This is a genomic window from Zhengella sp. (assembly GCF_041397485.1).
Lineage (GTDB): Bacteria > Pseudomonadota > Alphaproteobacteria > Rhizobiales > Rhizobiaceae > Zhengella.
This window is the reverse complement of the sequence record NZ_JAWKWO010000003.1, coordinates 97,501-118,146: the sequence shown is the minus strand read 5'-3', so window position 1 is coordinate 118,146 and position 20,646 is coordinate 97,501. Positions and strand designations below refer to the sequence as shown.

Annotated in this window: 11 protein-coding genes, 1 tRNA gene and 2 rRNA genes (1 of these 14 only partly in view); 7 read left to right on the top strand and 7 right to left on the bottom strand. The window is 59.1% G+C overall.

The window, feature by feature from the left end:
• Window positions 1–99 precede the first annotated feature (99 nt).
• The 3 genes from R3D65_RS10275 (at window position 100) to R3D65_RS10265 (ending at window position 4,038) form a co-directional block, all read left to right on the top strand.
• Window positions 100–1,049 (top strand): IS630 family transposase gene (locus R3D65_RS10275; RefSeq protein WP_371275129.1). Its coding sequence is split into 2 segments (ribosomal slippage): window positions 100–436 and window positions 436–1,049, totalling 951 coding nucleotides; the frame shifts between segments, so codons are not numbered across the junction.
• Between the two features lie 409 nt (window positions 1,050–1,458).
• The gene (locus tag R3D65_RS10270; RefSeq protein WP_371275128.1) at window positions 1,459–2,874 is read left to right on the top strand and encodes a nitrous oxide reductase family maturation protein NosD; all 1,416 of its coding nucleotides are present in this window, start codon (window positions 1,459–1,461) and stop codon (window positions 2,872–2,874) included.
• Window positions 2,875–2,898: 24 nt separating this feature from the next.
• Window positions 2,899–4,038 carry a hypothetical protein gene (locus R3D65_RS10265; RefSeq protein ID WP_371275127.1) on the top strand — a complete coding sequence of 380 codons (1,140 nt, stop codon included), beginning with the start codon at window positions 2,899–2,901 and terminating at the stop codon, window positions 4,036–4,038.
• Between the two features lie 247 nt (window positions 4,039–4,285).
• Here R3D65_RS10265 and R3D65_RS10260 read toward each other — a convergent pair whose 3' ends face one another.
• The 4 genes from R3D65_RS10260 to R3D65_RS10245 all read right to left on the bottom strand — a co-directional run bounded on the left by R3D65_RS10260 (window position 4,286) and on the right by R3D65_RS10245 (window position 12,278).
• The gene (locus R3D65_RS10260) at window positions 4,286–8,518 is read right to left on the bottom strand and encodes a Calx-beta domain-containing protein (protein WP_371275559.1); all 4,233 of its coding nucleotides are present in this window, start codon (window positions 8,516–8,518) and stop codon (window positions 4,286–4,288) included.
• Window positions 8,449–10,395 carry a Calx-beta domain-containing protein gene (locus tag R3D65_RS10255; protein WP_371275126.1) on the bottom strand — a complete coding sequence of 649 codons (1,947 nt, stop codon included), beginning with the start codon at window positions 10,393–10,395 and terminating at the stop codon, window positions 8,449–8,451. The genes R3D65_RS10260 and R3D65_RS10255 overlap by 70 nt, the downstream gene beginning before the upstream one ends.
• A gap of 271 nt (window positions 10,396–10,666) precedes the next feature.
• Complete coding sequence (locus tag R3D65_RS10250; protein WP_371275125.1) at window positions 10,667–11,644, bottom strand: lysozyme inhibitor LprI family protein; 978 nt, start codon at window positions 11,642–11,644, stop codon at window positions 10,667–10,669.
• A gap of 151 nt (window positions 11,645–11,795) precedes the next feature.
• Window positions 11,796–12,278, bottom strand: a complete 483-nt coding sequence (locus tag R3D65_RS10245) for a ricin-type beta-trefoil lectin domain protein (RefSeq protein ID WP_371275124.1) — start codon at window positions 12,276–12,278, stop codon at window positions 11,796–11,798.
• 490 nt (window positions 12,279–12,768) lie between these two features.
• Here R3D65_RS10245 and R3D65_RS10240 point away from each other — a divergent pair, with 490 nt between their 5' ends.
• From R3D65_RS10240 to R3D65_RS10225, 4 genes are read left to right on the top strand one after another with little or no spacing between them, the layout of a single operon-like run.
• The gene (locus R3D65_RS10240) at window positions 12,769–13,491 is read left to right on the top strand and encodes a hypothetical protein (protein ID WP_371275123.1); all 723 of its coding nucleotides are present in this window, start codon (window positions 12,769–12,771) and stop codon (window positions 13,489–13,491) included.
• Between the two features lie 5 nt (window positions 13,492–13,496).
• Complete coding sequence (locus R3D65_RS10235) at window positions 13,497–16,547, top strand: hypothetical protein (protein WP_371275122.1); 3,051 nt, start codon at window positions 13,497–13,499, stop codon at window positions 16,545–16,547.
• A 6-nt stretch (window positions 16,548–16,553) separates the two neighbouring features.
• Complete coding sequence (locus tag R3D65_RS10230) at window positions 16,554–17,939, top strand: hypothetical protein (RefSeq protein ID WP_371275121.1); 1,386 nt, start codon at window positions 16,554–16,556, stop codon at window positions 17,937–17,939.
• Window positions 17,936–18,523, top strand: a complete 588-nt coding sequence (locus R3D65_RS10225) for a hypothetical protein (RefSeq protein ID WP_371275120.1) — start codon at window positions 17,936–17,938, stop codon at window positions 18,521–18,523. The genes R3D65_RS10230 and R3D65_RS10225 overlap by 4 nt, the downstream gene beginning before the upstream one ends.
• A gap of 54 nt (window positions 18,524–18,577) precedes the next feature.
• Here the strand turns inward: R3D65_RS10225 and R3D65_RS10220 are convergent.
• The 3 genes from R3D65_RS10220 to R3D65_RS10210 form a co-directional block, all read right to left on the bottom strand.
• Window positions 18,578–18,654: transfer RNA gene (locus R3D65_RS10220), tRNA-Met, on the bottom strand.
• A gap of 43 nt (window positions 18,655–18,697) precedes the next feature.
• A 5S ribosomal RNA gene (gene rrf / locus R3D65_RS10215) occupies window positions 18,698–18,813 on the bottom strand.
• Between the two features lie 276 nt (window positions 18,814–19,089).
• Window positions 19,090–20,646, bottom strand: a 23S ribosomal RNA gene (locus R3D65_RS10210); it runs 1,362 nt beyond the window's last position.

The window sequence follows — 20,646 nt, the reverse complement described above, 5'->3', positions numbered from 1 at the left end:
GGAACTAGAGCGATTTTCGGGCGTTATGAATCGCTAGGAATTCCCAAATCAGTTTGCTTCTGATTCATGCGTCCTGCCGGGTGCAGGATGTCGGCATGGATGGGACAGCCGCTTTCAATGGACTTGCGTGCGCGCTTGATCGCCGCGATTGATGACGGGATGAGTTGCCGCGCTGCTGCGGCCCGATTTGGCGTTGCGCCTTCGACGGCGATTCGATGGCATGCACAACGTCGCGATGTCGGCCACTTCGAACCGAAAGCCCAGGACGGCGACATGCGCTCGCATCGCGTCGAGAAGCGCGCGGCCGGTATTCTCGCTCTCTGGGACGCAAGACAGGACATCACCCTTGAGGAACTGCGCGCCGAACTTGCAAAGATCGGCCTTGCGGTCTCGATTGCGGGCCTGCACCGCGTCTTCAAGCGTCACGGCATGACGCGGAAAAAAAGACCGGCCACGCCATCGAACAGGATCGCCCGGACATCCTGAGGCAGCGCCGGAACTGGTTTGGCGGGCAGCTCGATCTCGACCCGGCGCGCCTTGTCTTTATCGACGAGACCTGGACGGCCACCAACATGGCCCGGACCCATGGCCGCTGCCGCAGCAAGGGCGAGCGTCTGCGGATGGGTTTCCCGCACGGCCATCGCAAGACCACGACACTCGTTGCCGGACTGCGCCTGTCGGGCATGGTGGCACCGATGGTGCTTGACGGGCCAATCAATGGCGACTGGTTCGAGGCATACACGACCTCGGTGCTCGTGCCAGAATTCAAGCCTGGCGACATTGTCGTGATGGACAATCTGTCCGGCCACAAGCGGGTGGCAATCCGCGAGAAGATCGAGGCGGCGCGCGCCACGCTTCGGTTTCTTCCTCCCTACAGCCCGGACGTCAACCCCATCGAGAAAGCGTTCTCGCGCCTCAAAGCGATGCTCCGCAAAGTCGGCGAACGCACGGTCTCCGGCCTCTGGTGCCTCATCGGAAAACTGGTCGACATCTTCCAGCCGAACGAATGCGCAAACTACTTCAAATCGTGCGGACATGACCCAGAATGATCGAAAACTGCTCTATAAAGCATTGAAAATAAAGCAATAAATATATATAGCTAATTGAAATTCCACGATGAACTGCTCGACCATCGTATTGACTCAAAGCGGGCTCGTTGGCCCATCCGGTGACCTTCGCAGGTCTTTCATCCCTGCTCTCCCTCTCGGGGACGCCGCCCTCGGTTCAGCTTTCCGGCTTCACCGCTCGCAAACGAACTCTACCTCACTTCATGCTTCGACCTAAATGCCATCGCGCAGCATGGCGTGCATGTGTCAACGGCGGAACACAATTCGATCTCAGGCACGACTAGCAGTCGAACTTCTGTTGTTCGGCATTGTGTTGCTTGATTCAAATCATTGCGCATGCAAGCGGCGGTAAATACGAAAGCTCGTTTTCCTCACTTGGGGGTCGGATCTCATGCGCGTCACCACTGCGCTACCCTTTATGGCGATCTGCCTTGTGGTCGCATTTCCCGTTCATGTGCGCGCCGACGCCAAAATCGTCGAAACAGGACAGACCTATTCCTCGATAAATGCAGCTATTTCCGCCGCACCGGAAGGTTCTACAATTGAGGTATCCGGCGGTGGCTATAATGAGGCGCTTGTCATCACCAAGAGCGTCAAGCTCCTCGGTCAGGATAATGGCACTGGAAAACCAGTAATCGATGCCGGAAGCGCTTCAACAGCAGTTGAGATCAAGGCTGACGGGGTGGTTGTCGATGGCTTCGATATAACCGCATCCCAGTCCCGTTCGTTACGTTACGGCATCTTCTCCGCCTATTCGGAGGAAGCCTGCATCGTGGTACGCGCGTCCGGCGCTGTGATCAGCAACAACAGGATTTCTGGTTGCCACTATGGCGTGTACATGCACGGTGTCGAGAGCGGTGCTATCGAACTAAACAAGATCGAGGCGAATCGGTTCGGCGGTATCTTTGTTTTGAACAGCCGCAATGTCGGCATCCGTGAAAACAGGGTCCACGCAAACGGCTATAGTGGAATTGGAATTGGCACGGTCGTGTTTCCGCCCGGCATGATGCAAGCTATACGGCCTCTGGCTGGCGATTTGATCATCACCAGCGAGACGCGTCCGATAGAGGCTGTCAGGTCATCCGACATAGAAGTTGCTGGAAATGATGTAAGCGACCACGGCCATTCCGGTATCGTTGCGGGGTCTTCACGCCGCATATTCATTCTGTCGAACAAGGCCTATGCAAATGGCGGCCAGGCGGTGCCGAACTGCAATCCGCAAGTCACGCTCGGTTCGTCGCCGGACATTCGCGGCTACGGAATAGGACTGATCTGCGATACGCACGAAAGCGAAGTCAGAGACAATATGGCTGAAAACAACGACAGCCTCGGTATCCTTCTTGATACAGCTTATTCAAACCGAGTCACGTCAAACATTGTTTCCGGTAATGGCACCGGGATCGGCCTTTTCGGTTCAACCGACAACACACTGAGCGCAAATAACGTCATTCAAAATTCCGCCTTTGGCATTCGGCTGGAACGGGGATTGCCCTATGTGAACCCATCGGTCGGCAATATGGTGATCGGAAATGACCTCGACGCAAATAAGGTCAACGCTTTCGACACGTCAGGCACCGATACGGCCCCTGCGAGCGTTCAGGGAGTGGCCAAGGGCGGGCCAGTGGATCCGGAAAAATTACTGTCGCCAAACCGTTGGGATGACGGCGCACGCGGCAATCACCATTCTGATTTCGATGAAGCGGCTGAGGGTTTCGTGGACACTGATGGTGACGGGATAAGCGAGGCGCCGCACCCAATTCCCGGCGGTCAAGCGGTCGATCATTTCCCGCTCGAGGCTTGGCTTTAGGCAAATTCTGTAGGGAACGCTTTCATGCGCATATTCCCTGCAATTCTCACCACTATCCAGTGGCTCGCGCTACGTGTGTTGGTTTCGATACCGCTTGTCATCATGCTCGTGGTTGCGGGCAGCGCTCAAGTGGACGATCTGCCGCGATTCAGATCGAACGGCGATCTGATCGCCGGATGGTATTGGTTGCGCGATTGCGGGCACAACCAATACGCCGAATATACTTTCGCGAATCCTCCGACGCAGGGCGACATCCTTCTCGACATCGACGCGCTTGCGACCGACCGCGTCAATGGCGGGCCGAAGGTAAATGCGGTTTTCGACTTGCTGGTCGGCTTCCCGGGCGCGCGCAACATGGGCGGTGTCTTTCACCGGATCCGCGTCACCCTTCCCAACGTCTCGCTGCCTGGCGACCCGGTAGGTTACAATGCGAGCGGCCAGATCCAGTTGGGACGTAAAATCCTCGACAGGATGATTCCGGCGAGCGGCGAGCTATTCATCCGCATCGTAAGGCCTGAAAATCCCGGTCCGCACGTAGCCTTCCGCCGCGACAGCATCCGGATACATAATAAGAGCGCCCTTGCGGAGGGCGAGGCCAGCGGCGAAGCCCAACAGGACGATGGTGCGGTGACTGAGATGCACCCCGAACTCGGCGATTGGGGTGACGAAGGACAATGCTTTCTCGACCGACCATGCATTGGCGATGAAGCTACGGATTTCCATTCGAACGGATTGCCTGGAGCCGGGGACTGGTACTGGATGCGCCCGCCCGAAGCAGGACAATACGCCGAATATCGCTTCGACAAGCCGCCAGCGACCGGTGACCTGATTTTTGATATTGCGGTGCTGGCCCAGAACCGGCCGGACATGCTCGCGAAGGACACCGTCCATACCAACCTGACGCTGACTGCTATCGGCAGCAGGAGCCCGGGCAGCGTGATCGGTCCGATTGCCATCGCGATACCCAGCCTCGGGTTGGGCCCCGATGAAGAGGTCTGGAAGGCTCGGGCACTCGTCCGCCTGTCGCGCCAGCAAGTCGATATAACGCTATTGCAAGGCGGCGGGCTGTTGCTGCGCTCCGAACGGATCGACGAATTCGAGCCGGATATGGCTTTCTCGGCCAACAGCGTGCTGCTTTACCGTGCGCAAGACATCTCGCGCTAGGCGCCGCTCACCAGCGGCAAGAAATGGTCCTTTCAATACCAATCACGAAATGTCCGTTTCTGGCACAAACTGCCGTGTCGCATATCGAACGTCGCCCGCATGCAGGATCGGTCGCTTTGGCGCAATGCTGACCTACGTGATTGATAGTCCCCTTCAGATGTTCCGGCGGAATCGGTCATCGGTGCTCGCTCGTTTATAAGTACACGCCCTAGTAGCCACAAGGCGGCACACGAATTCAATCTTCCTGCTAAACCACCCAAACGCCATTATCGAGATTGGGGTAGTTGTTTTCCCGATTCTCGACGCTTTCGGAGAAGGCTATCAAGATATCTTCCTCGGTAAGGCCCTGGTCCATTCCGCCAACCCAGAAATCGTATCCCCCCTGGTCCGGCAGGCGATAGAGGACGTTCTGGTACATCGCGTCGATATAGTCGTAATGGGATGGATCGGAGCCGTAGAGCGCCTGGAATTCCAGCGATTCATTGAATTCCCGTGCCACATATTGCTGCTTGGCATATTCGCTGTAGCCCCACGAATCGAGGGTATCCAGCACGCCAACCCAGAAGCGCAATCCGCCTTCGTCCGGTGTCCGGCCAAACGCAGCCTGATAGATCCGATAGCCAAAGCCGAGATTGTCCGAGCCAATGTCATAGACATAATCGCCATCGATCAGGTCGATGCGCTCAATGGAAATCAGCGTGTTTAAGCCGTACCCTTCTCCGCCCCAAAGAAGTACGGTCTCCGCCCCATCCCATACGACCGAAACCTGATTGCGCGTCAAACCAGGAAGGTCCATGGTCGCATCTTGAAGAGTCGCCGCAGCGGCCATTGTTTGACTGGCAAGGCCTGCAAAGCCAAACATGACGGGATCAGACGGGTTCGTCGCTGCGTCGAGATCGGGCAGTCCAATCAGGTTCCCTTCGTTGAAGTGCGCCGTATCGATCCCCGCGCCGCCATCAAGCAGGTCGTTGCCAAATCCGCCTGAAAGCGTGTCGTTTCCGTCGCCACCACTCAGATCATCATCACCGGGTGTGCCCGCCAAGCGATTGTTCAATGCGTTTCCGATGCCCGTGAAACCGGACACGGCCGGACCAAACACACCCGCAAGGTTTTCCATGTTCGGACCCAACGTGAACGCCGGCAGCATGGAGAAAACGGTATCGGTCCCGCCACCGGTAAATTCAGTCACGACATCATTCAAATGGTCGACGATATAGCTGTCATCGCCATTGTTGCCGGACATGCTGTCCCGGCCAGCGCCACCATCGATGAGGTTGTTTCCAGACCCGCCAATCAGCGTATCATCCCCGTCACCGCCGGACAGGTTCTCGTTCAGGCTACTCAGAAGCCGGTTGATCAGGTCCGCAAACGGGGTTCCAAGGAATGTCGATGAGATACCGATCCGGCCAGGATCGTCATTGATGATGCGGCCTTCCGAGCGCGGCTGGTCTATGACGTAGTCATCAGAAGTGGCAGAAAGCATTACGACGAGGTTTTCATCGAACTCCGCTGTCGAATCGCCATTGACGAACAAGCTAACCGTCTTGGAGCTCTCGCCGTCTGCAAAGTCGAGCGTTCCTGACACGCCGGCATAGTCGTTGTCGGCTTCGGTTGCTCGCAGGTCCGCGGTTGCATAGCCGACCGAAATGGGTGCCGTGCTTCCGGACCTCACCACATTGAACAAGAGCTCTGTCGTACCCGTATCGCCCTCTTGTACAGTGACTGCCGCCTCTTCAAAGCCGACAAATCCGAGGGGAGGCTGATCGTCGTTTCCTATCAGCACAATGCCTTCGGAATTCGAGATGCTGATGTCGATTGAAGGGTCCGACAAGACAATCGAGAAGCTTTCATCGTTCTCGAACCGTGTATCTCCATTGATCGTGACAGGGATTGTCATGAACTGATCGTCCGGCCCGAAATACAGCAATCCGCTCACGGGATCATAGTCTCCATCGTCCGCGCCGGCTGTGCCGTCGCGGCTGGAATATGCAATGGAAAATGATGAGTTGCCACCAATCCGGGAGACGACAATGTCAACGGTTCGGGTTTGGTCATCGCCTTCGGTGATCGAGAAGTCGGAGACCGATACGGATTCCCCAATCATGTCGAACAGTTGAACCGCAACCTGGTTCTCTACAGACAACAGAGTCGGCAAGGACACCGACGTTCCCCACGCAACAGCAAGGTCACCTGCATCATTGGCGGCCACCGAAGGGGTCCAGAGATGAATGGTGTCCGCTGACAGATCGGCTGCAAACCTGGGGCTGACCGAATTGCCTGCGCTGTCGAAGAGCTGCAGTGACAAGGTGGTGGTGAAGTCGATCGGACGGTAGTCCTCCAGCCACGCGGCGACAAACCCTCCGCCTGTCGCGCCGGAGGCATCCTGATCCAGTTCTCCAAGATTTCCGATGAAGGGCCGCCCCGTCGGGATCGATTCGCTTGAAATTTCAAACCCGTTTGCGGAAACATTTCCTCCACTGTCGACAACTACTCCATCGACGTCGATCCGATGACCAATTGCTCTACGAAAGGAGAAACCATTTGTGGTCCTCGAAAGTGTAAGCAGTTCGGTCCACGTGACGCCTATGCTTCCGTCTTCCAGGGGCGTAACGACAGGACTGAGTATTTGCGACCACATCGTCTCTGCCATGTCGGCCCGCGGGTCGCTTGCTGTCACCATGATCGAAATGTCGTCGCCTTGCTGAGTTCCGTTCGCATCAAATCTGCGCAAGTTGATTTCCGACACCCCCGAGGAAGACCCGGGCACAACCCATGCCCCGAGGAACGATCCGTCCGCCGTCGCCTTCAGGTCCCGGATCAACCCATACGACACGCCGTCTTTCAATACGAACTCAGAACCAATCGCAGCTCCGGCGGGATCGACAACGCGTGCCAGGTTCTTGTTCTCGACAGAAGGGATTTGTTGGGTCCAGGCAATGATGACAGTGCCGTCGGCCAATTCCGTGGGGATTGGCGATATCAGGTCAGGAAGCCGGGAAACCAGAGCCCGCGACGTTCCCAAGGGCTCATTGACAGTGAATTGAGAGCCTGTCTTGGAACCATCTTGAGAGAAAAATTGGGCCTGAATACCGCTGTCTGCACCGCCGACATTCGACCAGCACACGACAAACCCTCCGCCGGAAAGCGCCAACACGGACGGGTCTATGTTCATCCCGCCGATTGTTGCATTTACGAGGAACGGACTGCCAGACGCCTCTCCGTCGGCATCGATGATCTGGCCGCGAATCTCGCGCTGTCCCTTCTGGTCGATGTCCTCCCAGACGACGACAAATGACCCGTCCGCCAAGGCGGCAATCTCGGGCTTCTGGCCATTTCCGGACAAGATGACCGGAGGTTTCGCCTTTACGAATTCGTCGGGCAGTATGACGCCTGCCGCTTCCGGCCGATCAATCGTCACTCCATTTGTGGGATTGCTCAATGTGAGGAAAAAGGTCTCTGCCAGCTCGTCATCCGTGTCGCCGTTGACCGAAACCAGGATTGTCTTCTCCGTTTCTCCTTCCATGAACTCCAATACGCCGCTGGTCGCGATGTAATCGTCATCGACGACAAGCGCCGTTCCGTCGGATGTGGCGTAGTCGACCGAGAATGCCCTGGTTCCGCCGATACGCGATACGATGAACGTCATATCCGTCGTGCCATGCTCGCCCTCGCTTGCCGAAGCATCGCCGATGCTCACATGAACCGGGAATTGATCGTCATTCACAACTGTCGCGACGCCGGTCTCCCTGGCTATCGCCACGATTGGCGAAGACGATGACAGAGTTACAGAGAATGTCTCGTCCGTTTCCGGGACAGTGTCTCCGTTTATCGTGATCGAAATCGTTTTCGACATCTCTCCGGCCAGGAAATCCAGCGTGCCGGACATCGGAACGAAATCGCCGTCTCCAGATGTCGCCGTTCCTTCGGACGTGGTGTAATCGATCGAGAACGCCGCGTCCCCCCTTGTTCGAGTGACAAGGAAGTCTGCGGTTCGTGTCCCGGAATTGCCTTCCAATGTCGAAACATCGGAAATGGAAACCAGACCGGCGGGCGGCGTGTCGTCATCAAGTATCGTGCCGATACCGACCCCGTCCGCGATGACCGCATTCGCCGTTGCGCCGGAGAGCAGGACCGAGAAGATTTCATCCATCTCGATTGCGGTGTCTGAAGCTATCGTTACCGATATGGTCCTGCTGTTTTCCCCGCTCCCGAAGTCCAATGTTCCCATTGCGGCGGCATAGTCATCATTCGCTGTCGTTGCAGTTCCATCGGCGGTGGCGTAGTTCACAGAGAAAGGGTCCTGGCCACCAGTTCGCAGGACGGTAAATGTTGCGATGACAGCGCCACTGTTCCCTTCAACGATCGAGACATCGTCTATGGAAATCGATCCAGGCGCAGAGATATCGTCGTTCAGGATCGTTCCGGTTGCCGTGGATCGGTCCAGGAGTGCGCCATTGGTCGGATTGGAAAGGTTGACCAGAAATGTTTCGTCGGGTTCGACCGTCGTATCGCCACTGATTGTGATGCTGATCGTTTCCGAAGGTCTCCATCGGTAAAACTGATCGTCCCGCTGGCGGCCACATAGTCTCCGCTCGCGGCCGTGGCTGTTTCGTCCGCGGTGGAAAAGTCAATCGTAAACGGCGCAGTACCGCCACTGCGCGATACCGTGAAATCGAGTGTTTTCGTTCCGTCGTCGCCCTCGCTCACGGAGATGTCTGCGATGGATACCGAACCTGCGATGGCAACGTCGTCATTCAGGATTGTACCCGTTGCCACGCTCTTCCCGAGAACGATCCCGTTTGTTGGATTGGACAAGACAACCATGAATGCTTCATCCGGCTCAACGGTAGTATCGCCGTTGATCGTTACGGAGACTGACCGCAAGTTGTCTCCGACGCCGAAATCAAGTGTGCCCGATGCGGCTATATAATCATTGTCCGCCACCGATGCAGCGCCGTCGGCAGTCGCGAAATCAACCGAAAACGCACCGGCACTTCCGGTCCGGACCACGTCGAACGTGGCAATTCTGGTTCCGCTGTCTCCCTCAGCGATCGACAGGTCAGAAATGGAGACCGAGCCACCGAGTGTGAACAGCCGCGCCTTGATATCCCAGGCATCGGTTGTCGGGCTGCCATCGGCAAAAGCAACAACGAAACCGGCATCGCCCGCTGGTGCGACAGTTGGGTAATTCTGTCCACCGGCCGTTTCATTGTTGACCAGAAACTCTGTGCCGCTCTTGGCCCCGTTCCCGTCAAAGACCTGTGCCTTGATCGCCCATCCGTCAGCATCGCCCAGGGTGCCGCTTTCATCCTCCCAAACCACGACAAAACCGCCGCCCGGCAAGGCGGCAACCTGTGGCAACCACTGGATGTTCGCCTGGTTGGTATTGACGAGGAACTCCGAGCCGACAGGATTTCCATTCGCTCCATAAACCTGTCCGAACACATCGAAATAGGTGCCACCAAGCGGCCCTCGTTGTTCGGTATGAATGACGACGAAACCACCGTCTGCAAGGCCGGCCGCGTCCACATCCCCCGGATTGCCGCTGAGATTGGACGCGATGGCGAACTGACCTCCAACCTTGTTGCCCGATCCGTCAAATAGCTGACCGTAGACCGGGATATCTGCCGCCAACGGATCGGTTTCCAGCCACGTAGCCAGGAATCCGCCCCCCGCAAGTGCGGCCACGTCTGGTGCGTACTGGCTTCCCCCGGTTGCCGTATTGACGAGATACTCGGAATTGACCTTCGTGCCATCCGAAGCAAAGACCTGGGCCTTGATGCTCGAACCGTCCGCGTCGCCAAGCGTACCGCTTCGATCTTCCCAGGCAATGACGAAACCGCCATTTTCCAATGCCGCGACAGAAGGGCGCGACTGCGTGCTCGCTGTCTGCGTGTTGACTTGGAACTCAGCGCCTATCCGCGATCCGGTGTTGTCGAAGGTCTGGGCCTTTATGCTTCCGTTCGGGTCTCCGGCCGAAGGCCCCCCATCTTCCCACGCAATCACGAAGCCGCCATCTGGCAATCCGGCAATGCTTGAAAAGAACTGGTTTCCGGTTGTTTGCGTGTTCACGGAGATCTCGGATCCGACCGGCGTGCCGGCAGCATCGTAAACCTGCGCCTTGACCGACCATCCATCCGGATCACCACTCGAATCGGACCAGGTCACAACGAACCCGCCATTCGACAGGAATGCCGTTCGCGGGTAGTTCTGATCATCAGTCGTCTTTGTATTGACGAGAAATTCAGGTCCGTTCGGCGAAGTGGACATGCCCGTATTCTCCGTGATGATCGCCTGCCCGACAGGGCATTTCACGTAGAATTCCATGAAGCGCTCAACAATGACATTGACGGCCATCAAGCTTGCCGGGAGAGCAGTCGCTCTTGCCGCCAGACAATATCAGGGCAGATTCCTCGGCAATGTCTTCCAGGGATGTTGTCTGCGGTGGAGGCAAGCCCGGTGTTGCAGCTCTTCATGAGACCATCAATGATGACCTGCTTGGTTTTCCGGAAGGCTGGATTGTTGCACGGGCGCCGGGGTTCGTTTTCCAAGTCAGCAGGAAATTCTGCGTCTCGATGCCTTCCCTGTTTCCCCGGAATTCAAGGTGGCTTCTATTGCTCATCCATCGCTATCGGTCATCGGTGATTTCGTAACCGGTTACAGGAGCGGTCTCGATATAGCCCGGGTGATACATGTCCATATAAATTCTGTCGCTTTCGCCCGCACCACGACAACGCACCGAATAGACATCAACGATATTGCCATACCCGCCATAGCCGACACTGCCCTGCCGGTTGAAATCCGGCACTGTGCCGTCCGGACATCTCAGCCGGCCAAGATATGCTTTCTGACCAGCGGGACCATCTGTACGAACCGGAAAATCCCTGCTCCCCAGACGGTTCTCAATGTCTTCCGACTCCGGTTGATCGGCGGCCGGTTCCTCATCCGCCTGCGGTCCTGCCTCATCAACGGTTGCAGCTGCCATTTCCCGCAGATCGATTGCCAGGCGCGCTGCGGTTTCCGTTGTGCAAGCGCCATAGGCGATGTCGGGTTCGTTATCGCTTCGCAACTGACGGATAAGGCCGCATTTGGCGTTCCTGTACTCGAAGAACGCTTCCTGCATCGAGACCAGCTGCTGGTTCTGGTCGTCAGTCAGTACGCTGCGCATGCTGTCGAGACTGGTGTGAAGGATTTGCAACCAGACCGCTTCTTCCGTGCCGATGCAAACCACGGACCGGAACTCGTCAATGGCCCAATCGCTGTCCATGCAAGGATTGGCGACGATGCCGATACAGGCATAGGAGCTCTCGGCGTCATCGACACCGTTGTCGATTTCGCCGAGGCAGGCCTGGATCACTTCATCGGCAAGCTGCTGGCACTGTCTGCCGGCAACCATCTCAGACATCTGACGGGTGAAATCGTCGGCATCTACAGTGCCGGCGGCAGCTTCGCTAGCCGGTCCTTCAAAGCAGGCCCTGATCCTGTCGGCGGCTTCACCGGCTGTAGCGCTGACCGGAAAAGCACAGACCATGAGCAGAAAGGCAAACGAAACACCAGCCCGGCACCAGGCGCCACGAAACGACACGTTTGAATTCCTTGCCATCATGCCAGCCTCCATCAGCCAGTCAGTCTGCCTGTACCACGGCGGTTCGCCGCCGGATTGGTTTTCCGATTTCCGCCGAACAAACTACGGCGAAGACATCAAACCGTCAGACCTGCCCTTCTTGCGCCCCCAATACTCGTCCTTCTGCCTGCCTTCAGCGCCAGCGTTGATTGTTGCCTCCATGGCAAACCGGCCAGGCGATGACGTTTCGCCCCTCCCCGTTGATACCACTGCGCTCACTTTCATTGATGTCAAGACACCACGGGCGGCCGCCGATCAGTGTCTTGAGCAAAGCTCCCTCGCGAAACCACCGCTGGTTTTCTCCGCCATGGCAGACAGGCCAGGCGATCACATTGCGCCCCTGCCCCTTGTCTCCGGAAGGTTCCGCCATGTTGACATCGAGACACCACGTGATGCCGTTCACATCCGCCTTCAGCGCGCCTTCCTCCAACCGCCAAAGCTGGTTCCGTTCTCCATGGCAATCAGGCCATGCAATCACGTTGCGTCCGCGCCCCTCCACACCACGGTGGTCACCCATATCGATATCGAGGCAAGAAGCTGCAAATGCATCGCCGGCAAGCAGCGTGGCAGCGAGAGCCATAGCGCCAAGTCGTTTCATTGATTCAAACCACTTCATTTCGAAGGCTGAACAAGAAAAGCATTATTTCACTGATCGACGTCATACGACTTGAGCCAAGTCAATTTCGGCGCGGCACGGCATTTCTTCTGATTTTCTACAACAAATCATCCTCTCATTGCTGCACGTTTGAATAGGATCAAAAGAACATCGAATCCTGGCCCCTTCCCTCCGACACTTGCCCGCGCGAGCGCGTTCTCCCGATCTTGAAGCGGCCAGATTTCTTGTTGTTTTCCAGCTTTATGCGGGAGGGGCCGGGCATTGCTCGCTGTGCTACGCTGCGCGGAATCGGTCTCCTGGCGCCGACATTTTTCTGAAACTGTGTCAACCGGCACCTCCCCACGGAGACAGCCTTCGGTTGACTGGCGTGGGATCCGGTTTTCCCATAGCCCGCCTTGCCTGAACAGCCAGCCCGATTGACACCGATCATTTTCAGCCCGCCCGTTTCATTGCTTTCTGGTACCAGGAAACGCTTGCCGGAGGTGCCGGGATGGATGTGTTGCTGTCGCGCGAACTGCTTCGACGCATCGTGGCGCTGGTCTTCATCTGCGCCGGCCTTGCCATCCTGCCGCTGCGAGGCGCAGGCACCGCGTCCGCATTGGTCGCGCTCGGCGTCGCGATACACGCATTCGTGCCGCGAGCGGCACGGCCGGCGCAAGCGCGCGTTTACGACAGGATTCCGTCCGTGCATGGGCCTGACATCCTTGGCTATCTGCTGACGGGGTTCTTTTTCGCCCTGCCCTTCTGGGCGCGGATGGGCGAGGAATATCTGTGGGTGGATTTCGGGCTCCTGGTTCACCCGTCCGCCTTGCTGACCTGGCCCCTGGCACTGATCTCCATCTCGATCCTGTGGTTCAGCGCGCACTACGCCGCCTTCTGGATGCTCGTCGAGGCGGACGGCCTGCAGATCAACCGGCTCGAGGGGTATCGCACCATCCCTTTCACCGATATCGCAAGGGTTTCGCCCTTCCGGCGGGGCCTGCCGAAATGGATCCGCCGGCTGACGCCGGCCCTGGTTGCCGCCGGGAAGTTCGGTCCGGCCGGTGCCATCCTGCTTGCCCGCGACACGGTCGGCATCACACTCACGCTGCGCGACGGCAGCCAGATCCCCATCGCCAGCGAAGCCTTCGAAAAACCGATGCGCAGCCTGCTCAAGGCGCTGGGCAAAAACGGCATCGCGATCACGCCAGACAATCCGGACAAGGGAGGATGACGGCGATGTCCGTGCTCCAGACGCCAGCGGCCCGATGGCCTGCGCTCCTGCTGATGACCCTTTTCACGGCAGTGATGATCCTGCCGGCGACACGCAGTCTCGCGAATGACTGGACGCCCTACGATTTCGGCGAAGTGCGCATTGAAGCGCCGGCGGACTGGCAGGTCACCTATCAGGAGGAAGGCCAGCAGATTCACCTGAAGAGCCCCGACGGCAACTACACGCTTCTCGGCTTCTGGTGGTTCCCGGACGAGCCTCTGCTCGGCTACGACGATATCGTTGCGCATGAGGAAATCATGGTCGCCGGCCGCCGGGCATTGGTGATAACATCCGACTTCCCGCAACTGGGGGTCTACGGCCTGGCCTTTCTCGATCCGCGCCGGGACGGCCACCAGTTCGTCATGAACCTCGAATTCCAGGACAAGGACTTCGCTGCGGCAGCGAACCTGCTGGACCGACTTCTGGCCGGGATACGCTACGGACGGGTCAAGGGCGGCGCCAGCCGCACCTTCGGTTCGGGGGAAAGCGAAACACCGGACGACAACGGAGAAGAGGTCGCGGACGAGGTGGCTCAACAACCGGAAACCGTGCCGGTAGGCGATGTCCTGATCGCCGAGATCGGCAATGTCTACGCGGTCGTCAACGGGCCGGAGAAGCCGGTGGTGTTCACCATGCAGGAACCGGTCTTCATCGGGTCCATCCAGACCTATCACTGGAATCACGGGCGCGGGCGCTCCCCCGGCACCATCGCCCTGCGGGGCGCGGATGCAACCCATGGCCCCTGGCAAGCCACCGGCAGGCCGGGCCAAGGGGGCGTGCCGGACGCCTACTGGATCGTTGAACCCGGCATCATCCTGCCGGCCGGCCGTTACGAACTGGTCGATTCCGACCCGCAGACCTGGGCGACGAACAACGCCAGCGGCAACAAGGGGTTCGTACGGATCGAGTACCGCAAGACCGAAACCTACAGGCCCTCGGGCAACGATACCGCGGGAGGCGGAACACCGGAAACTGCACAAGCGTCGACGCCCGTCGAACCGCCTGCATCCGCTGCGGACCCCGGCGATCCCGTCCTTTTCGACGGCCTGCCGGACGAGCGCTGGTTGCCTGTCTCGGAGGCTGGCGGCGATTACGATGCCTTCGCCTCGAATGCCGGCGGCTTGCTGACTGTGGACGTTCCGTCTGGTCATGGCTGGGCCAAGACAGGCATCCGCTCTTCCGCACCGCTGGTGCGACTGAGCGGCAACGCAACTGCCCGCACGGTCCGCTTCGAGATCGATACGGACAGGACCAACGCCTTCGTGCTGGCGCTCGCCGCCGCGGACGGAAGCGACGAGTGGCCGGCGCACGACATCCGTTTTGCCTGGGGGCAAGCGAGCGAGGAGGAAGAAGCCCATGCAACGCTCTTCCTGCGCAGGAGCGTGGTGCGGCGGATCATGACCGGGCCACGGGCGCCCGAAAGCGTGACACTGCGGATCGAACCTTCGGGTGCGGTCGCGGCAATCCTCCCGGACGGAACCATGCTCGAGGCCACCCTGCCCGGCGGACCGGCACCCGGCGGCTACCACGTCCACGCCATCGCCCACGCCATGGCGAAGGACCAGCCGGCACGTTTCGCGCTCCGGCGCATCGAAGCCGCCGATCGTCCGGCCAGAGCGCCCGCCTTGATTGCCTGGCCGGACGAACGCGCCGAGATCGTACTGTTCGACGGATCGTTGGGAACGGATTGGGTCGGGCACAGTGCAGCCGGCGGCGATTTCAATCGCGACGCCCGGCTGGACGGCGACATGCTGCTCGTTGATGTCAAGGAAGGCTCCATCTGGGGCAACGCAGGCATTCTCAGTCCGGAGGCGCTGGTCTGGCTGGACGATCTTCGCGAAGACGGCGAAGTGACCGTGGTTTTTGACATCGACCCGGCGCGAACCGACGGATTTGCCCTGGCACTGGCCCATCCCGGCTATGGCGGGGTCGGTGGCAACGGGCCGGGAAATCCGAACGTGACTTTCGCCTGGCACAAACCGAAGGACAGCGCAGGCGCCCTTGCCGACATCCATTTCAATCCGCATCGCGACGGTGATTTCGACCGGCAGGAGGTCTCCGCGACCCCGCCTTCGCAGGTACGGTTTTCCATCCGCGCGGGCGAAGTGACAGTATCGGCGGAGGGCATGGCACCGGTCACGCGGCCTTACGATGCCGCGCGCGACGGCGCGGGCCTGCGCGTCTATGCCTATACCATGGTGCCGGAAAAGGATGCGCCGGCACGGTTGGCGCTGGACCGGATCGTCATGACCCGGAAGCCGGGTCCGGCCGCCGCAACGCCGGAACCGGCGCCCGGCGTCGCCCCCCTTCCGGTGACATTGGCCTTCGACGGCTCGGCCTCGCCAGCGTGGGAGCCCATCGGTGTGGCGGGCGGGGATTTCGATGCCTTCGCCCGATACGAGGGCGGAGCCCTGGTCGTGGACGTGCCGGCGGGTCATTCCTGGGGCAAGACCGGGCTTCTCTCGGTGGAACCGCTGCTCAAGCTCGATCCCAGGATCCGGCAGACGCCTGCACGCATCGAACTGCAGCTCGACCCTTCACGCCCCCAGAACCTGAACGTCGCCCTTTCCACCCGCAAGATCGCCGACATGTGGCAGGATCATCGCGGTTGGTATTCGTTCACCCATATTCCGGAACGGCAGGTCTGGGTCATGGGGTTCCGCCATTCGCCCTATCAGGGCTGGTCGCGCGAGGTCGATGCGGAATGGGTGGCGGAGAAATGGAACGGCAAGGTCCGTATCGACATCGGCGAGGGTTGGACGGCCATGGAGCTTCCCGGCGGCCCGAGACTGTATGGCAGCATGGGCGTCGGCCCCTATTACCATCTCTATGCGGTGGTTCAGGCGCATCCGCCCGGCGAGCAGAAGCCCGCATCGCTGGTGCTGCGGTCGGTCACCACCGGCATGGTGACGCCGGCCGGGATGACAGCCGCCGACCGCTGGTCCCTGCTCGACGACGCGGCGTTCGAACCCGCCAGGTTCCTGGATACGCTGTTTGATGACCTGGAAACGGAGTGACGCGCCATGATGATCCGCCACGCTTTCCTGCCCGGCCTGCTGCTGGCCCTGACGATGATCGTGCCGCAGGGCCAGCTCCGTGCGCAGTCGGAACCGCCTGGGAAGACGCAACACATCAGCGAGGAAGAGATTTCCCGCCGCCAGGCCCACGTGCTGGGCAGGCTGAAGCGCCTCAACCACGAGAAGCTTCTCATGACGCTGAAAAACCTCGACATCGACCGGCCGGACGGATTTCTTGGCTGCCTGTGCGGCACCTACAGCATCGCCGGGAGCGGGATTCGCTATCAGCCGGAACCTGCAGGCGACTGCCAGAACACCATGCCCTGCAAGGGCGGCAACTGGGGCTGCGTTTCCCACGATCTGCCGACGGACCCGGCCGCATGGGAGAAGTGCGCAGCCTCGAGCGCGATCACCTTGCCACCCGACCTGGAAGGAAAGCAGGAAACCATCGCCCTTCCGGCGCTGATCGAGCGGAAATTGCGCTTTCGCACAGCCTATCGGCCCTGCCCTGAAGCGGATTTCTTTTACGACGGCGAAACGCTGTACAATTTCTACACCGGAAAACCTTCGCTGGCTCAGGACCGCGCCAGCCTGATCTCGGACTTCAAGGCAATGGCTGTTCAGTGGGAACTGGAAACCGGAAAGGAGACCACGCTCGGCTCCAGCCCTATTGACGCCCCCTTCATTGCCCAATCGTTTGACAGCGGAGCCCTGCCGACAGGTCAGGAGGCCGCCCTGCACCAATGCGCCCGCGACATGGCAGCCACAAAGAAGGCGCGTCTCACGCCGGCGGAATTCTTCTTTTGTGCGCTCAAGGTGTCCGACGGCAACATCGACAAGGCGCTGATCACGGCCCATGCCGGCCTCTACCGGGACCCGAAGCAGACGAATGCACGGCTGATTGCGGATTATCTGGAACCGATCCGCAAGGCGGAAGCCTATTCGGACCAGCGCACCATCAAGGTCTGGAACGCGCAGAAGGGCGTTTACCAGGAGGTTTCGGCCAAGGAGACCGCCAGCTATGACCAGCAAGGGGCATGGTATCACCTGTTTGGCATGATGGCGTTGGAAATGGCCGACCGGCAGAGCCTTGTTCCATTCATCGCCGTTCAGAAGGCCGTCGAGAAATACAAGCCGACGCATGCCACCGCTCTGGCTGGCGGCTTTCCTGAATCGCCCGATTGCGGCGCGCTTTCCAACTACGCGGTCGCGCTGGAGAACCAGGTGCGCAGCAACATGCGCCGAGCGCCCGATCCGGACAAGCAATGCGTCAACTACAATGGCTGCGCGGCCGGGCGTGCCCTGCATGAATGGCATGTCCAGCGCTATCCCCCCAAGGTTCCCGGTACGATCGAACCGGCCATCAAGCCGATCGTGCGGCCTGAGCGGTGAACGCGGCCGAAGAGCACCCGGCAGTCACGTGGATCGCGGACGTCCCTCTGCTGACCAACCCGATAATGTTGCGCGCCGCGGCCGTGGTATTCTTGCTCGCTTACGTGCTGATCGCACTCATCGGGATCGGGGTATCGATTGTCGACGGCCATCCGGAGCGCTTGTTGCCGTTCATGGCCGCCATGCTGACCGGGTTCGGCGTGGTCACAATCCTGATGACCCTCGTCACTCTGTTCGTGTTCGGTAACCGGATGCGCTGCCGGTTCATCATTGATGACGCCGGCATTTCCACTATCGTCGTGGACCGGCGCGCATCGATCGCGGGTTCACTGGCCATTTTCGCCGGAGCAGCCGACAACAATGCGGCATTGGCAAGCGCCGGACTTTCCGTTGCCGCAGGGCGCAGGGAATTGACGCCCTGGAAAAGGATCAGCGGCGCCATATGTGATCCGGTACGATGTGAAATCCGGCTGACACCAGCCGGATGGTGGCCAGTGGGCAGAATCCATTGCACCGAGGAAAGCTATACTGCCGCCGCCGCAGCCATTCGTGCCTTCCTTATCAACGAGCGAAAAAACACTTGATTGCCGTCTGGACCCGTAACCAACAAGAAAGCCGCCTTTCGGCGGCGTTTGTGTTGGTTGCGGGGGCAGGATTTGAACCTGCGACCTTCAGGTTATGAGCCTGACGAGCTACCGGGCTGCTCCACCCCGCGCCATTACGTGTCGAGAAGATTCTGATTTCCATGCGTTTAGCAGACCTGGCGGCGACCTACTCTCCCGCGTCTTGAGACGAAGTACCATCGGCGCTGGGGCGTTTCACGGCCGAGTTCGGAATGGGATCGGGTGCTTTCCACCCCGCCATGACCACCAGGTCGGCGAAGCGCATGAATGAGAAGCTGGTGCGTCATTTCGCCGAAGGCGACAATGACGGGACGCGTAAGCATCCTTGCGAAGCAAGGTGCGTGCGGCGGCGCCTGGTTTTTCTCCATTTATTCCTTCTGCCATGACGGGTTCGAAAGCAGCAGCTTTCGCAAGCCCGAGGGGCGCCGCGCCACGTTTGGCGCGCCCCGTCCGGAGGACAGCAGGCCCGAGGGCCTGCGGTACGTCCGTGAGGACAGAAGAGAAGCGATGGTCATTGGCAAATGAGAACGATCAAGCCGATCGGGCTATTAGTACCGGTAAGCTTCACACATTGCTGCGCTTCCACACCCGGCCTATCAACGTGGTCGTCTTCCACGGCCCTGATAGGGACCACTCGTTTTCAGGTGGGTTTCCCGCTTAGATGCCTTCAGCGGTTATCCCGTCCGCATATAGCTACCCTGCTATGCCGCTGGCGCGACAACAGGTCCACCAGAGATGCGTCCATCCCGGTCCTCTCGTACTAGGGACAGATCCTGTCAATAGTCCTGCACCCACGGCAGATAGGGACCGAACTGTCTCACGACGTTCTGAACCCAACTCACGTACCGCTTTAAATGGCGAACAGCCATACCCTTGGGACCTGCTCCAGCCCCAGGATGCGATGAGTCGACATCGAGGTGCCAAACAACCCCGTCGATATGGACTCTTGGGGGTCATCAGCCTGTTATCCCCGGCGTACCTTTTATCCGTTGAGCGATGGCCCTTCCACGCGGGACCACCGGATCACTATGACCGACTTTCGTCTCTGCTCGACTTGTCAGTCTCGCAGTCAGGCAGGCTTATGCCATTGCACTCGACGACCGATTTCCGACCGGTCTGAGCCCACCATCGCGCGCCTCCGTTACGCTTTAGGAGGCGACCGCCCCAGTCAAACTACCCACCATACACTGTCCCGGACCCGGATGACGGGCCGCGGTTAGACATTCATGACGATAAGGGTGGTATTTCAAGGATGGCTCCACGCCAGCTGGCGCCGGCGCTTCAAAGCCTACCACCTATCCTACACATGCCGACACGAATGCCAGTGTAAAGCTATAGTAAAGGTGCACGGGGTCTTTCCGTCTAACCGCAGGAACCCCGCATCTTCACGGGGAATTCAATTTCACTGAGTCTGCGTTGGAGACAGCGGGGAAGTCGTTACGCCATTCGTGCAGGTCGGAACTTACCCGACAAGGAATTTCGCTACCTTAGGACCGTTATAGTTACGGCCGCCGTTTACCGGGGCTTCGATTCAGAGCTTGCACCCCTCCTCTTAACCTTCCGGCACCGGGCAGGCGTCAGACCCTATACGTCGTCTTGCGACTTCGCAGAGCCCTGTGTTTTTGATAAACAGTCGCTACCCCCTGGTCTGTGCCACCCTCCTGCGGTTGCCCGCAAAAGGGTCACGCTTATTCCGAAGTTACGCGTGCAATTTGCCGAGTTCCTTCAACGCAGTTCTCTCAAGCGCCTTGGTATTCTCTACCAGTCCACCTGTGTCGGTTTCGGGTACGGTCTATACGGAGGAGCTATTTCCTGGGACCGCTTCACCGCCCACCCAATCCAATAAGGGCATACAACACACGCGATCCGTCACAATCCTCCAGGCCCACGAATATTAACGTGGTTCCCATCGACTACGCCTTTCGGCCTCGCCTTAGGGGCCGGCTAACCCTGCTCAGATTAACTTTAAGCAGGAACCCTTGGACTTTCGGCGAGGGAGTCTCTCACTCCCTTTATCGTTACTCATGTCAGCATTCGCACTTGTGATACCTCCACGGGTCCTCACGGATCCCGCTTCATCAGCT